The 13915-nt window shown below is 63.3% G+C and carries 13 protein-coding genes; 6 read left to right on the top strand and 7 right to left on the bottom strand.

Features of this window, described 5'->3' with window-relative positions; translation table 11 throughout:
* Positions 1–4: 4 nt before the first annotated feature.
* Together LZ518_RS08735 and LZ518_RS08740 are read right to left on the bottom strand one after the other, a co-directional pair.
* Positions 5–787, bottom strand: a complete 783-nt coding sequence (locus LZ518_RS08735) for an ABC transporter ATP-binding protein (RefSeq protein ID WP_249915615.1) — start codon at positions 785–787, stop codon at positions 5–7.
* On the bottom strand, positions 784–1887 hold the full coding sequence (locus LZ518_RS08740) for an ABC transporter permease (RefSeq protein WP_249915616.1): 1104 nt from the start codon (positions 1885–1887) through the stop codon (positions 784–786). Before LZ518_RS08740 ends, LZ518_RS08735 begins: the two co-directional genes overlap by 4 nt.
* A 73-nt stretch (positions 1888–1960) precedes the next feature.
* Between LZ518_RS08740 and LZ518_RS08745 the strand changes: the two genes are divergently transcribed.
* From LZ518_RS08745 to LZ518_RS08755, 3 genes are read left to right on the top strand one after another with little or no spacing between them, the layout of a single operon-like run.
* Positions 1961–3112: a CDP-alcohol phosphatidyltransferase family protein gene (locus LZ518_RS08745; protein ID WP_249915617.1), complete on the top strand. Its 1152-nt coding sequence runs from the start codon at positions 1961–1963 to the stop codon at positions 3110–3112.
* A 19-nt stretch (positions 3113–3131) separates the two neighbouring features.
* Complete coding sequence (locus LZ518_RS08750) at positions 3132–3899, top strand: NTP transferase domain-containing protein (RefSeq protein WP_249915618.1); 768 nt, start codon at positions 3132–3134, stop codon at positions 3897–3899.
* Complete coding sequence (locus LZ518_RS08755; RefSeq protein WP_249915619.1) at positions 3896–4561, top strand: HAD family hydrolase; 666 nt, start codon at positions 3896–3898, stop codon at positions 4559–4561. Before LZ518_RS08750 ends, LZ518_RS08755 begins: the two co-directional genes overlap by 4 nt.
* Positions 4562–4598: 37 nt before the next feature.
* Here LZ518_RS08755 and LZ518_RS08760 read toward each other — a convergent pair whose 3' ends face one another.
* Genes LZ518_RS08760 through lgt form a run of 5 tightly spaced genes read right to left on the bottom strand, consistent with a single transcriptional unit; the run spans position 4599 to position 9056 of the window.
* A complete protein-coding gene (locus tag LZ518_RS08760; RefSeq protein WP_249916531.1) occupies positions 4599–5861 on the bottom strand; it encodes a cystathionine gamma-synthase family protein in 1263 nt (420 codons plus the stop codon).
* A gap of 60 nt (positions 5862–5921) precedes the next feature.
* Positions 5922–6689 carry a peptidoglycan editing factor PgeF gene (gene pgeF, locus LZ518_RS08765; RefSeq protein ID WP_249916532.1) on the bottom strand — a complete coding sequence of 256 codons (768 nt, stop codon included), beginning with the start codon at positions 6687–6689 and terminating at the stop codon, positions 5922–5924.
* Complete coding sequence (locus tag LZ518_RS08770; protein ID WP_249915620.1) at positions 6683–7192, bottom strand: GNAT family N-acetyltransferase; 510 nt, start codon at positions 7190–7192, stop codon at positions 6683–6685. The genes pgeF and LZ518_RS08770 overlap by 7 nt, the downstream gene beginning before the upstream one ends.
* Positions 7189–8169 carry a class I SAM-dependent methyltransferase gene (locus LZ518_RS08775; protein ID WP_249915621.1) on the bottom strand — a complete coding sequence of 327 codons (981 nt, stop codon included), beginning with the start codon at positions 8167–8169 and terminating at the stop codon, positions 7189–7191. The genes LZ518_RS08770 and LZ518_RS08775 overlap by 4 nt, the downstream gene beginning before the upstream one ends.
* Positions 8166–9056 (bottom strand): prolipoprotein diacylglyceryl transferase, encoded by an 891-nt coding sequence (lgt, locus tag LZ518_RS08780; RefSeq protein ID WP_249915622.1) that lies wholly within the window; start codon positions 9054–9056, stop codon positions 8166–8168. Before lgt ends, LZ518_RS08775 begins: the two co-directional genes overlap by 4 nt.
* Before the next feature lie 62 nt (positions 9057–9118).
* Between lgt and LZ518_RS08785 the strand changes: the two genes are divergently transcribed.
* Genes LZ518_RS08785 through hemH form a run of 3 tightly spaced genes read left to right on the top strand, consistent with a single transcriptional unit; the run spans position 9119 to position 13895 of the window.
* A complete protein-coding gene (locus tag LZ518_RS08785; RefSeq protein WP_249915623.1) occupies positions 9119–10789 on the top strand; it encodes a class I adenylate-forming enzyme family protein in 1671 nt (556 codons plus the stop codon).
* Positions 10786–12912 carry a molybdopterin cofactor-binding domain-containing protein gene (locus LZ518_RS08790; RefSeq protein ID WP_249915624.1) on the top strand — a complete coding sequence of 709 codons (2127 nt, stop codon included), beginning with the start codon at positions 10786–10788 and terminating at the stop codon, positions 12910–12912. Before LZ518_RS08785 ends, LZ518_RS08790 begins: the two co-directional genes overlap by 4 nt.
* Positions 12909–13895, top strand: coding sequence for a ferrochelatase (gene hemH, locus LZ518_RS08795; protein WP_249915625.1), 987 nt, complete (start codon positions 12909–12911; stop codon positions 13893–13895). The genes LZ518_RS08790 and hemH overlap by 4 nt, the downstream gene beginning before the upstream one ends.
* Positions 13896–13915 lie beyond the last annotated feature (20 nt).

The raw sequence follows: 13915 nt of genomic DNA on the forward strand, positions 1-13915 counted from the left end.
TCGTCTATTGCCTCTTCAAACTGGCGACGGCAGCGCGTCCGCGTGGCCCGTTAAAATATTCTTGAATCCAAGGATGGTCCAAGGCGAGCAATTCTTCAATCGTTCCTACTGCAACGACCTTTTGGTCGGCGAGCACCGCCACCCGGTCGCAGATCGCCCAAAGCGTGTCGAGGTCGTGAGTGATAAGGAACACGGTAAGCTCAAGCTTGTGCTTGAGGCCCTCGATCAGCTCGTCGAATCCGGCCGCGCCGATCGGGTCGAGACCGGCAGTCGGCTCGTCGAGGAACAATAGCTCGGGATCGAGCGCCAGCGCCCGGGCGAGGCCGGCACGCTTTTTCATGCCGCCCGACAGCTCCGACGGATATTTCGGGCCCGCATTGGCCGGGAGCCCCGACATCGCAATCTTGTAACTGGCGATTTCGTCGAGCAGCGGCTCCTTGATGAACGGAAAATATTCGCGGATCGGCACCTCGACGTTTTCGGCGACGGTCAGCGTCGAGAACAAGGCGCCGTTCTGGAACAGCACCCCCCAGCGGCGGCGGATGTTCTTGGCTTCGTCTTCCTCCCGGCCAATCATGTTCTCGCCAAGCACTTCGACTGTGCCGTCGTCAGGCGTCTGGAGGCCGATGATCGAGCGCATCAGCACCGACTTGCCGGTGCCCGAACCTCCCACCACGCCAAGGATTTCACCGCGGCGCACGTCAAGGTCCAGGCCATCGTGGATGACCTGCTCGCCGAAGCTGTTCTTCAGTCCGCGGATTTGAATGACGACGTTCGGATCGCTCATAGCCAGCCGATCGAGCTGAAGAAGATCGCGAAGACGGCGTCGAGAATTATCACGAGGAAGATCGCCTGAACCACGGCGTTGGTGGTCCTTATGCCGACCTCCTCCGAATTGCCTTCTACCAGCATCCCTTGGAAGCAACCGGCAAGCGCGATGATGCCACCAAAAACCGGTGCCTTGATCAGCCCGATCCAAAGGTCATGGAGGGGAACCACCTCTTGAAGGCGCTGGATATAGGTTAGCGGCGGGATATCGAGTGAGATCCAGCAGAATATGCCGCCGCCAAGAAGCGACATGATCATCGCATAGAAAGCAAGAAGCGGCATCATCACCACTGCCGCGAGCATGCGGGGAATTACCAAGGCTTCGATTGGAGACACGCCAATGGTGCGCATCGCATCGACTTCTTCGGTGATCTTCATCGTACCGAGTTGAGCGGCGAAGGCAGAGCCCGATCGCCCGGCGACCATGATCGCCGTCATCAACACGCCAAGCTCGCGGATCGTGATGCGGCCGATGAGGTTGATCGTATAGACTTCGGCCCCGAACTGCTGGAGCTGAACTGCGCCCTGTTGGCCAATGACGATGCCAATCAGGAAGCTCATCAGCCCGATGATTCCCAGGGCGCGGACGCCGACCACGTCGAACCGCTGGATCACGGCATTGAGGCGGAATCGCTTGGGCCGGCGGATTATCGCTGCGACTCCGATGAGCACCGAACCGAGGAATCCGACCAGGCCAACAAGCGTGGTGCCGGACTCCGCAACCCATTCGCCCAGCTCGTCCAACACGCGAACGGCACCGGGCTTCTCTTCCGGCCTGACCTGGGCTGGATGATCGGCTTCGGCGACTTGATCGAGGAGGCCGGACACGTCCTTGCTGGCGCCCACCACCTTGGCGCCACGGTCCCTAACCGTCCGGTAGATCAGCCAGGCGCCGACCGTGTCGACCTTTTCGACCCCGCTGAGGTCGATGGTAAGCGGATCGGGCATTGCCTCGATTTCGCGTTGCGTCGAGCCGGCGCGCGAAATGGTGAGCGAGCCGAGGACGCGATACGGCTGCCCCCCGGCTGCAGGATCTGATGTGGTCGACTGGGACGCCATCGGGCGCGACCCTGCTCGAAATCGCCAGACGCAGCAAGAGCGGGCGTAATTTGCCACTTTGTTGCCAGAGTTGATGCCTTATAGCGCGTCCACGATGACCAATGATGCGGCGAGCGCGGCCAAGCCATTGTTCGTGACGGTCGGGGATAACCCCGCCCGGGCATTTGGCATGAGCGCCGCGGACCGGGCAAATGCGATGGCGGTCCAGGCCGGGCTTGAGCCGGGCGGCCAGCCCTCACCAGGTCGATCGACGGTTTACGCCGATCTCAATTGGGCCTGGGACCCGGAATGGCTCGGTGCGCTTGCGGAAAAGCCGGGGGGAGCGCTGGTGAAGAACGGCCACCCGGTGTTGGCCAATGTCCCCGCCGGAGGGGATCCCGCACCCTTGCTCGCCGCGATGCTGGCAGGCGATCGTTACCAGGGCGCGCTCGAGCAGATTGACGCCGACACCACCGATTTCAGCTACCGCAAGCTGCGCAAGCGCGAACGACCGTTCGTGATGCCGCTCGACCCAGCCGATCCCGAGCCGGTCGAGCGCGCTGCCTATGACGCCAGCTACAAGGGGGTAACCGACGTGTTGACCCTCTATCTTTGGCGGCGCCTCGCCTTCTACTTAACGCGATGGGCGGCGCAGGCTGGAATGACGCCCAATACGGTGACCGCGATTGGCTTTGCCCTTTGCGCTGCCGCCTTCTTCCTGTTCATGTACGGCTGGTATTGGACGGGCATCGCGGCCGGATTCGGTTTCATGGTGCTCGACACGGTCGACGGAAAGCTGGCCCGCTGCACCGGGCAATCGTCGCACTGGGGCAATATCTTCGACCATGGCGTCGATCTGGTCCACCCGCCCTTCTGGTGGTGGGCCTGGGCCGAAGGCCTGGAAGCCTATGGCCGTCCGTTCGAGCGGGTCTACGAGCTGCTGATCGTCGGGGCGATCGTGTTCGGCTACGTCGCGCAGCGGGTCATCGAGGGGATATTTGTCCGCCGCTACGGGATGCACATCCACGTCTGGCAGCAGGTCGACAGCCGGTTCCGGCTGATCACCGCGCGGCGCAACCCCAACATGGTCATCCTTGTCGCCGCACTGCTGGTCGGCCGCCCCGACCTGGGCATCGAACTGGTCGCGCTATGGACTATCCTCTCGCTGATTTTCCATGCGGTGAGGCTGGCTCAGGCCAACGCCCGCCACGACCGCGGCCGGACTGTCACCAGCTGGCTGGCATGACCGGCTGGGCAACGCGGGCATGACCAGTTGGACGGCGCTGGTACTGGCCGGATCGAGGCCTGGCATCGATCCGTTTGCCCAAGCCCATGGGACGGACCTAAAGGCGCTGATCCCGGTCGGTGGCGTGCCGATGGTCGTGCGGCCGGTACAAGCTCTCCTGACTGCGCCAAACATCGATCAAGTGCGGGTACTCGCGCAGCATCGCGACCGGATTGCCGCGGCCCTACCAGCTGACCCGCGACTGTCCGTCGAGCCGTCCGGCGAGACGATCGCAGCAACCATCGCAGCCTATTTGGCCGATCCGACAACCCGCTATCCGCTGCTAGTGACGACCGCCGATCACGCCCTGCTCGATCCGGCGATGATTGCCGATTTCTGCGCCAGGGCCGACGGAGCAGATCTTGCGATCGGTTTGGTCGAGCGAGCGCCGCTAATGGTCCGCCTGCCCCAAACACGGCGGACCTGGCTCAAATTTCGCGGCGGTGCCTATTCCGGTGCCAACCTGTTCGCCTTCGGGAGCGCCAAGGCCGCCAGTGCCGTTGAATTGTGGCGCTCGGTCGAACAAGACCGCAAGAAGGGCTGGCGGATCATTGGCGCGCTGGGTTTGCCGGCCTTGATTGGAGCGGCGCTGCGACTGCGTACACTCGATGAGACCCTGGCCGCCGTCGGCCAGCGGCTCGGCATCTCAATCCGCAAGGTGGAGCTAAGCAATCCGCTGGCTGCGGTCGACGTCGACAAGCCCGATGACCATCAGCTGGTCACCGCCATTCTCGAAGGGCGCGCATGACCGATCTCGCTATTTACGACATGGACAGGACGGTCACGCGCTACGCGACCTACACCCCGTTCCTGCTCCATTGCGCGGTCCATCGCGCGCCGTGGCGCCTGCTGCTGCTTCCGTTCGCGATCCTGTCGATGCTCGCCTATGCTATGAAGTTGATCGATCGCGGCCGCCTGAAAGAGATCAATCACCGGCTTCTGCTGGGCCGCATCCGTCACCCTGCCGAATTGAAGCCGCTGGTCGATAGTTTCGCCGCGAAGCTACTAACCCGCAATGTCCGGCCGGGCGCTCGCCAGGCCATTGCCCGCGACAAAGCGGAGGGGCGGCGAGTGGTAATGGCTACTGCCAGCTATCGATTCTACGCCCGCGAAATCGCCGAGCGACTGGGGTTCGACGATTGCATCGGCACCAATGCGGTCCTCGGCCTCGACAGCCAGGTTCACGCCAAGATCGACGGCGAAAATTGCTACGGGCCGGCCAAGTTGCGGATGATCGAAGACTGGCTGGCCAAGGCCGGCCTGGCGCACGGTCATGTCCGTTTCTACTCCGACCATGCGAGCGATGCGCCGGTGTTCGAATGGTCGGACGAGCCGGTAGCGGTCAATCCGCACGACCGGCTCAGGAAGCTCGCCACCGAGCGAGGCTGGCGCATCGAGGATTGGGGCTGAGGCTCGGCCGTCCGGGAGACGGACGAACGCCAGCCTCCTAGACGGCCCTCAAGGCATTATCGAAGTCGGCAATCAGGTCCTCGGCCTTCTCGACGCCGATTGAAATCCGCACCAGATTGTCGCTGATTCCCAGCGCCGCCTTGCGGTCGTCAGGCACCGACAAATGGGTCATCGCTGCTGGCGCCGAAGCCAATGTTTCGGTGCCCCCCAGGCTGACCGCCAGGTTGGCGATCTTGAGCCCGTCGAGGAAGGCGAAGGCCTCGCGCTCGCCGCCCTTGAGGTAGAGCGAGAAGGTCGATCCGGCGCCAGTACAATGGCGCTTGTAGATATCTTCCTGACGCGATCCGGGCTCAAGGAAACCGAGATAACCAACGCTTTCCACCTTGGGATGGTCGCGCAGGAAGGCGCAGATCTTCTCGGCGCTTTCGCCGGCGCGAGTCATGCGAAGCTCCAGCGTTTCCAGGCTGCGCAGCAGCATCCAGGCGGTATTCGGATCGCAGATGCCGCCCATCACGTTGCGCATCAGCCGGATCTTGTCGAGCAAGGCCCGCTTGCCGACCAGCCCGCCGGCGACGAGGTCGCTGTGCCCGCCGGCATATTTTGTCAGGCTGTAGACGCTGATGTCGGCGCCATCATTGAGCGGCTTGGCCCACAGCGGCCCGAGAAACGTATTGTCGATCGCGATCGGCGGCAGTTCCGCCTGGCCAGCGAAGGCCTCTGCGCGGGCCGCCGCGACCGCTTCCACGTCAACCAGCGCATTGGTCGGATTGGCCGGGCTTTCAAGGTAGATCATCGCCACCCGCCCCAGTTCCTTGGCCCGGGCCATGACCTCATCGAGCTCCTCGCGCGTCGCGCCGGCCGGGAAGTCGACGTAATGGATTCCGAATTGCGGGAAGATCTTGTTGATGATCGTTTCCGTCGCCGCATAGAGCGGGCCGGAGTGGATAACGACGTCGCCGGGCCGGACGAAGGTCAGCAACAGGATGGCAATGGCCGTCATGCCGCTGGAGAAGGTCAGTGCCGCTTCGGCATCCTCCCAGATCTTGAGCCGGTCTTCGAGGATTTCCTGGTTGGGACCGTTAAAGCGCGAATAGACCAGACCCTCAGCCTTGCCGCCCGAGCCATGCTTGTTGGTGATCCCTTCAAAGAAACGTTTGCCCTCGGCCGCGGTCTCGAACACGAAGGTCGAGGTAAGAAAGATCGGCGGCTTCAGCGATCCCTCACTGAGGCCCGGATCGAACCCATAACCCATCATCAGCGTCGACGGATCGAGCTTGTGGTTGCCGATATGCGTTTCCATGTCCTTGGGGCGACGGCTTTCAGTCACTTAAAATCTCCTTGGGCCGCGCCTTAGCCCCGGCTAGCCCGATAGGCCAATCAAACTAATTTGCCGTCCATAAGTAGGTTCGTTGCGGTGGGTCGCGCGGCGATAGCTGTAGAACCGGTTCTCAAGCTCATAAGTGTCGAGCCCGGCTGCTTCGATTTTCCGCACTCCTGCGGCCGCCAGGCGAGCGATCAGATATGCTTCCAGGTCGAAATGCGGCGTATCCCTTGGACCTTCGCTGAAGAATCGCTCGTTGGCCGGATCGTCCGCGACGAGCTGTTCGGCGAATTCGTGACCAACCTCGAAGCTGGCCCTGGCCAGGCAGGGGCCGATGGCGGCGGAGATATTCTCGACTTTCGCACCGAGTGTCAGCATCGCCGCGATCGCCTGGTCGGTGACTCCTGCCGTCGCACCGCGCCAGCCGGCGTGGACCGCGGCGGCTACGCCCGACTGCCGGTCGGCCATCAGGATCGGAGCGCAGTCGGCGGTAACGACGCCCAGCAGCAGGCCAGGCCGGTCGGTTACCAAGGCGTCGGCTTGTGCGCGCTCGTCATAGGGCAGGGCTTCGGTGACAATCACCGCGGTCGGCGAATGGATCTGATAGACGCTGGCGATTGGCGTCCCGGGCAGGATGGCATCGGCCGCCAGCCGGCGGTTGGCCTCGACGATGTTCGGGTCGTCGCCGCTGCCCGTGCCGCAGTTGAGGCCGGCTACCGCTCCGGTCGATAGTCCACCCCCGCGCCCGAAAAAACCGTGCGCCACGCCCTCCAACGCTCGCGCCCGGACAATGTCGAGACTCACAATTTCAGCCTCATGACGATGTCCTCGTCGGCGTGGTTGCCGACCATGAAAGCGTAGGTCCCTTCCGGTTCGAAGCCATATTTCTCATAGAAGCGGCGGGCACGGTGATTTTCGGTGAACACCGAAAGATAGAGATAATCAGCGCGCTGGTCTCGCGCGCGGTCGATCACCCAATCCATCAGCGACTGGGCAATACCGCGACCCTTCATCTCCTCAACGACATAGAGCTGGCGAAGCTCTGCCGCTTCGCCCCTTGGCTCGAACGGTAAGTGTGGCGGGCCGAGCTTCGCATAGCCGACCAGCTTGCCGCCACTTTCGGCGACGCGCACTTCAAACGCCGGGTCGTTGAGTTCCCTGTCCCAATTCTCAGGCGAATGATTTTGGAGAAACGCCTCGACGTCGCTCGTTTCATAAAGGTGCCCGAAAGTGTGCATGAACGTGCTGGCGCCGAGTTCGGCCAGCGCTTGCGCGTCGGTTCCATCGGCCAAACGATATTCGACGTTCATGCCCCCAACCCTGCCACGGCTGGCCACCCCTTGCCGGTCAGCCCTATCACCTTGAACAATTGTCCCATCTCGCCCTCGTCACACAGCCGCCGCCGGGCGGCCGCGATTCGATCCGTATCCTGTGGATTTTTGGCAGCCAAGGCCATTGCGCGCGCACCGATGCCAAGCGTTTCGAGCCAGGTTCCCTGACTGACAGCCCGGCTTGCCTGAACGTCGCCGATCTTCGCGGCTTGGGCCAACGCCGCGAAATCGACATGGGCAGTCAGGTCCTGCTCGCCTGAATGATCGAGGGCATAGGAAAATGCATGGCTTCGGACGGCCTGCAGCGTGTCGCCCTGTTCGCCGCGGCAATAGCCATAGTCGATGATGATGGCCGCGCCGCCATGTGCCGCGAGATGCTGGGCGAGCTGCGTCGTCACTGCGTCGCGCGCGGGCGAGATCTCCTCGATTGGTCCATCGCGGTCAAAGGCGAGTCCGCCCCCGGCAATGATGACATGCCGCTCGCGCCCCTCGACGAACTGCCGGATCGGCAGCGCATCGAAGAATTCATTAGCGACGAGCAGCAGCGGTGATTTCGGCAGGTCGCCAAGTTCATCGTGAAACTTCGCTCCTGGGAGGCGCTTGGCCTGCTCCTCGCGCAATCTGGGACTGGTCTCCACCAGGTGCATTTGGCCAGCGAAACCCGCCCGCCGAAGCACCCGCAGCGCATCTTCGGCCAACGTGCCCCTGCCCGGGCCGAGCTCGGCATAGACCGCGTCGTCGGGCCGGCCGGCGCGCACCCACACATCCGACAGCGCCGCACCGACCAGCTCACCGAACATCTGGTGGATTTCGGGCGCAGTGGTGAAGTCTCCGCCCGCGCCAAGCGGATCGCGAGTGGCGTAATAGTAAGCGTTGCAGGCCTCCATATAGGCCTCGACGCTGAGCGGTCCCTCGCTCCGGATGCGCTCCGCCAGGGCGCGCCCGAGCGGCGTCACGCCACGCTGGCCGTCCCGGCCGTTGGCTCGACCCGCTCGCGCCGCTTCCTGGCGGTCATGATCAGGTAGAGGCCGCCTAGGATCATCGGCAAGGTCAGCCACTGGCCCATGTGCAGGCCCGTCGCCTGGGCAAAGCCGGCCAGCTGCGTATCCGGCTCGCGGATGAACTCAATGCCGAAGCGGAAAATGCCGTAGAACAGGATGAAGGCGCCAACCAGCTTGCCCGGCTCGTAGCGCGACTTGGTCCGCCAGAACATGAACCATAGGATGGCGAACAGGACGAGGCCCTCCAGCCCGGCTTCGTAGAGCTGGCTGGGATGACGCGCCGGGCCAAGCACCTTGCCGTAAACGGTCATCTCCTCGAACCTGACGGCCCAGGGCACGTTGGTCGGTGCGCCCCACAATTCCTGATTCACGAAGTTCGCGAGACGGCCGAAGAACAGGCCGAACGGTACGCAGCAGGCGACGTAATCGTGGATCCGAAGCCAGGGCAGGCCCTCCTTGCGCGCAAGGTAGAGGATCCCGACCGATGTGCCGATTACTCCGCCATGGAAGCTCATCCCGCCGTCCCACAGTTTCAAAATGTCGAGCGGATGCGCGAGATAGAAGGGCAGGTTGTAGAACAAAACATAGCCGAGCCGGCCGCCAAGAATGATGCCGAGCGCCGCGTAAAAGACGAGATCGTCGGCGTGGCGGCGGGCCATCGGCGCGCCGGGCTGCTTCAGCAATTTCAGGAGGTACCAATATCCGACGAAGATGCCGGCGAGGTAAGCGATGCTGTACCAGCGAAGCTGGAACCAGCCAATCTCGAACACGGTCGGCTTCAAACCCAAATCCGGGAAGGCGATCGCCGTGGATGCCGCGATCGTCGATACCAACACACTCATGGGCTTCCCCTTGTCGTTGCCGCCTCATAGGGTGACGATCACGAAACGCCAAGGAGTGACGGATGGCAGCCACCGACCTGGATCGGAGCTATGACGCGGTGATGGCCGCGGTCACTGGTCCAGGCGGGCGGGTGATCCTGTCCAAGGACGAGCTAGGCCGGACGATCGTTTCGAACTTCCCGGCGACCCTTCCGCTTTTTTTCAAGACCTTTTGTGCATTAAACGGACCGGTTGAGGGGATCATCGCCGGCGAAGAGCGCCTGACCTTCGCCAGGCTCGATGAGATTTCGGACGACATTGCTCGAGGTTTGGTCGCTCGTGGCATTGGCAAGGGCGACCGGGTTGGAATCGCCATGCGCAACTGCCCGGCCTGGGTCCTTTCCTACATGGCCGCGATCAAGGCTGGAGCGGTTGCAACGCTGCTCAACGGCTGGTGGCAGCCCGACGAGCTGGAACAGGCGTTGCAATTGGTCGATACGAAGCTGGTCCTCGCCGACGCGCCGCGGGCCGAACGGATTGCAGCGACTTGTTCCAGTTGCATCGTCGAGACCATCGCAATTGATCTGCCCGCCGAGGAAGCATTTGCCGAATTGATTGCCAGCGGATCGGAAAGCACGCCCTTGCCCGACGTCGGGCCCGATGACGATGCGACGATCCTGTTCACGTCGGGCTCAACCGGCGAGGCCAAGGGCGCGCTATCAACGCATCGATCGGTGACCACCGCCGTCTACGCCTATTCGACAGCGCTGATGGTGCTTCGAGGAATTCTGGAATCGGAAGGCCGCCTCCCGGCCAACCCGCTCAAGACTCTGGTCGTGGTTCCGCTATTCCATGTGACGGGGGAAGTGCCGGTCATGCTGAATAGCTTCGTGATTTCGCGCAGCATGGTCCTGATGACCAGGTGGGACGCCGGCGAAGCACTTCGGCTGATCGAGAAGGAACGGATCACCTATTTCGTTGGCGTTCCGACGATGAGCCTGGAGCTGATGAATCATCCCGACCGGGACAATTACGACCTCAGCACATTGACCGACATCGCGGGCGGGGGCGCGCCGCGGCCGGTCGCCCATGTCGAACGGTTGCGCAACGCCTTTCCAGCGGCACAGCCGGCGCTGGGTTATGGCCTCACCGAAACCAATGCCGTCGGCTGCGGAAATTTCTGGACCAATTATTCGGCCAAACCCGCCTCGACCGGCAGGGCTCAGGTTCCATTTGCGGAACTTGCAATCCTCGGCGAAGGGGACCGCCATTTGCCGGCCAATGAGCGCGGTGAAATTGCCATCCGATCGGCGGCAAACATCAAATGTTATTGGGACAACCCGGAGGCCACGGCCGCTGCCTTCACGTCCGACGGTTATTTCAAGACCGGCGACATCGGCTACGTCGACGCGGACGGTTATCTGTTCATCGTCGACCGCAAGAAGGACATCATCATTCGGGGCGGGGAGAATATTTCGGCCGCGGAGGTCGAGGCGGCGCTCTATGCTTGCGAGGGTATTTGCGAGGCAGCTGTGTTTGGCGCGCCCGATGACCGATTGGGGGAAGTTCCAGTGGCCGTCCTGCATCGGCGAGAGGGCAGCAGCATCAGCGAGGATGAGCTGCGCCAATTCCTGCAAGGCCGGCTAGCGGCGTTCAAGATTCCGGCTCGAATGATATTTTCGGATACACCCCTTCCTCGCCTTGGCACGGGCAAGATCGACAGGGTCACATTGAAACAGCATTACGGCCAATGAAGCTGCCCGCGGTCGATCGCCGTACCCTGATGATCGGTGGCGGAGCAGGTGTCGGGCTGGTCGTCGCCTTCCTGGCCTGGCCAAGGCGGGAAGGCAGCCCGCTTCGTCCCGGCAAGCGCGATTTTGTGTTCGACCAATATTTGAGGATTGGTGTGGACGGGCGCGTCACGCTGGCGGTGCCGCAGGTCGAAACTGGCCAGGGAATTTGGACCGGTCTCGCGCAGATCACCGCCGACGAGCTTGGCGCGGCGTGGAACAGCATGGCGATAGAGCCGGCGCCCCATGGCGATGCCTATGCCAATCGACTGATCGCCCATGATTACGCGGTGACCACTCGCATCACGGCCGAGTCCAGTTCCGTCCGCGCCTTTGAACAACCGATGCGCGAAGCTGCGGCGATGGCAAGGACAATGCTCTGCGCCGCGGCGGCCGACCGCTGGGGCGTCAATGCGACCGAATGCGACACCGACGGCGGCTTCGTGATCCATGAGGGCAAGCGGCTTGGCTTCGGCGAGGTTTCGGCCGACGCCGCCGCTCAAACTCCTCCGGACGAGGCGCAGCTTAGGACAGTCGGCAGCGGCAAGCTTTCGGGCGAACCGCTGCCACGGCTGGACCTGCCTGCCAAGTCGGAAGGCAGCCTGCGCTTTGCCGGGGATGTCCGCTTGCCGCGAATGATCTTCGCCTCGGTGCGCATGGCGCCACCCGGCGGTCGGCTGGTCGGCTTTTCGCGCAATGCCGCGAAAGGACAACAGGGCCTGATCGACCTGGTGGTGGGCGAAAAATGGCTTGCCGCTTTAGGCAAGACATGGTGGGCCGCCGATCGCGCGCTGACCCGCGCCGCGCCTCGCTTCAACGGCCTCGCGAACGACGACCCTACCCGCGGACTCAAGAATAGCCTTGCCCAGGGCGATTCAACACGGCTTTTCGAGCAGGGCGACTATGAGGCCGTCTCCAGGGGCAGCCGGCCGCTCGCCGCGACCTATTCGATTGCCGCAACCCCTCACCATTCCCTTGAACCGCCGGCCGCGGTCGCCCGACTCACCGACGGCCGGCTGGAAGTTTGGGCGGGGACGCAAATCCCGGACCTTGCCCGGACCGCCGCCGCCAGGGCGGCCGGAATTTCCGCAAGCGACGTCGCCCTTTACGCAATGCCTGTCGGCGATGGGTCCGGCGGTGCAATGGACCTCGCCATTATCGAAATGGCGGTCGAACTGGCACAGCGCAGCGGCCGGCCGGTCAGCTTGTCACTGCCACCGGATGTTGCGCAGAATCAGGATGCGGTTCGGCCGCCCATGCTGGCCAAGCTGGCAGCACTACCCGCGCCTAACGGAACAATCGCCGCCTGGAGCACTCGCGTGGCAGGGATGCCCGGATTGGAGGGGTCGCTTGCTCGGGCGCTAGCCAAGAAGCCGCCGCCATTTTCGCCGCGCGGCGCCACGCCGCCCTACGGCATTGCCAATATCAGGATTTCCGCGGTGGAGGCCGAGGTACCACTTCGCACCGGCTATATGCGTGGCGGCGATGAAGCGATGCTCGCTTTTGCTACTGAAAGCTTCGTCGACGAGTTGGCGCGCGCACTCCACGCCGAGCCGCTGGCTTTTCGAATTGGCCAGCTTGGCGGATCGCCGCGGCTCGCACAGGCAATCAGCACTGCCGCTGCGATCGGCGGATGGGACGGCGGCGCCGCCGGTAGCAGCATGGGCCTTGCCTGCGCCTCACTGTTCGGATCGCATATCGGCCTGCTGGCCCAAGCGACAATCGCCGCCGATCAGCAAATCAAGGTCTCGCGACTGGTGGCGGCAGTTGACGCCGGCCGCATCGTCAACCCCAATCTGGTTCGGCAACAAATCGAAGGCGGGCTACTCGCGGCACTAGCCGCCGCTACGATTCCGGCCTTCGAAAATATCGCCGGAATGCCCCGCGCGGTGCCGATGGCCGCCGGCTATGAGCGACTGCGCGACGTGCCCGAGATTGAGGTCGAGATCATCCAGAGCAGCGACGAGCCCGGCGGCGTCAGCGGGCTTGGAATGGCGGTGCTGGCCCCGGCGGTCGCCAATGCCATTGCCGCGGGCACCGGCAGGCGCTTGCGCAATCTGCCGTTCAGCCCGATGGCGGCGGCATGAGTGCCAACGTCAACAATGTAGCGGTGCTGCTGACCAACCTCGGCACGCCGGACGCGCCGGAACCGAGCGCCGTGCGCCGGTACCTGGCCGAATTCCTGTCGGACCCAAGGGTCGTCGAAATTTCGCCCAAGATCTGGAAGCCGGTGTTGTACGGCGTCATCCTGAGAACCCGCCCGGCCAAGTCAGCCAGGGCCTACCGCGAAATCTGGACCGATGAAGGCTCGCCGCTGATGGCCATTTCCAAGCGCCAGGCCGAAGCGCTCCGCAATCGCTATGGCGATGCACTCTGCGTCGGCTTGGCGATGCGTTATGGGGACGCGTCGATCGGCTATGCCTTGTCGAAGATGGTCGACCACGGCTTCAACCGGATTTTGGTAGCGCCGCTCTATCCTCAATATTGTGCCGCCACGACCGCCTCGGCGATGGACGCGGTCGCTGCCGAGCTCGCGGCGATGCGTTCTCAGCCGGCGATCCGCACTCTGCCGCCCTATTTCGACGATCCGCTTTACATCGATGCATTGAAGGCCAGTCTCGATCGACAGATGGCCGCGCTCGATTTCACGCCCGAAAGGCTCCTCCTCAGCTTTCATGGCATGCCAGAGCGGACGCGCACGCTAGGCGACCCTTATTATGAACAGTGCCGGGCGACTGCGTCGCTGCTGGCGAAGAAGTTCGCCTTGCCGATCGACGTCGCATTTCAGTCGCGGTTCGGCCGGGCCCGATGGCTTCAGCCAGCGACCGAGGCGGTGCTCGCTTCATACCCCGCGCAGGGCGTTAAGCGCATTGCCATCGCCGCGCCCGGATTTTCCGCCGATTGCCTCGAAACGCTGGAGGAGCTTGGGATTCGCGGCCGAGAGACGTTCCTCCACGCCGGTGGCTCCCATTTTGCCCTGATCGATTGCCTCAACGACAGCGCCGAGGGGATGGCGATGCTCGACGCCTTGATCCGGCGCGAGCTTGCCGGATGGTGGCCCCCGGCCTAACGCAATCCGATAACAGAAAA

Origin of the sequence: Sphingomonas brevis, from assembly GCF_023516505.1 — a bacterium.
In the GTDB taxonomy this organism is placed as follows: Bacteria; Pseudomonadota; Alphaproteobacteria; order Sphingomonadales; family Sphingomonadaceae; genus Sphingomicrobium; species Sphingomicrobium breve.

What these genes read in the sequence shown, in the direction of transcription:
- LZ518_RS08735 (WP_249915615.1), bottom strand. Translation starts at nt 787, where the DNA reads ATGAGCGATCCGAACGTCGTCATTCAAATCCGCGGACTGAAGAACAGC.
- LZ518_RS08790 (WP_249915624.1), top strand. Translation starts at nt 10,786, where the DNA reads ATGAAGCTGCCCGCGGTCGATCGCCGTACCCTGATGATCGGTGGCGGA.
- LZ518_RS08785 (WP_249915623.1), top strand. Translation starts at nt 9,119, where the DNA reads ATGGCAGCCACCGACCTGGATCGGAGCTATGACGCGGTGATGGCCGCG.
- LZ518_RS08740 (WP_249915616.1), bottom strand. Translation starts at nt 1,887, where the DNA reads ATGGCGTCCCAGTCGACCACATCAGATCCTGCAGCCGGGGGGCAGCCG.
- hemH (WP_249915625.1), top strand. Translation starts at nt 12,909, where the DNA reads ATGAGTGCCAACGTCAACAATGTAGCGGTGCTGCTGACCAACCTCGGC.
- LZ518_RS08760 (WP_249916531.1), bottom strand. Translation starts at nt 5,861, where the DNA reads ATGGAAACGCATATCGGCAACCACAAGCTCGATCCGTCGACGCTGATG.
- LZ518_RS08745 (WP_249915617.1), top strand. Translation starts at nt 1,961, where the DNA reads ATGCCTTATAGCGCGTCCACGATGACCAATGATGCGGCGAGCGCGGCC.
- LZ518_RS08770 (WP_249915620.1), bottom strand. Translation starts at nt 7,192, where the DNA reads ATGAACGTCGAATATCGTTTGGCCGATGGAACCGACGCGCAAGCGCTG.
- LZ518_RS08750 (WP_249915618.1), top strand. Translation starts at nt 3,132, where the DNA reads ATGACCAGTTGGACGGCGCTGGTACTGGCCGGATCGAGGCCTGGCATC.
- LZ518_RS08755 (WP_249915619.1), top strand. Translation starts at nt 3,896, where the DNA reads ATGACCGATCTCGCTATTTACGACATGGACAGGACGGTCACGCGCTAC.
- lgt (WP_249915622.1), bottom strand. Translation starts at nt 9,056, where the DNA reads ATGAGTGTGTTGGTATCGACGATCGCGGCATCCACGGCGATCGCCTTC.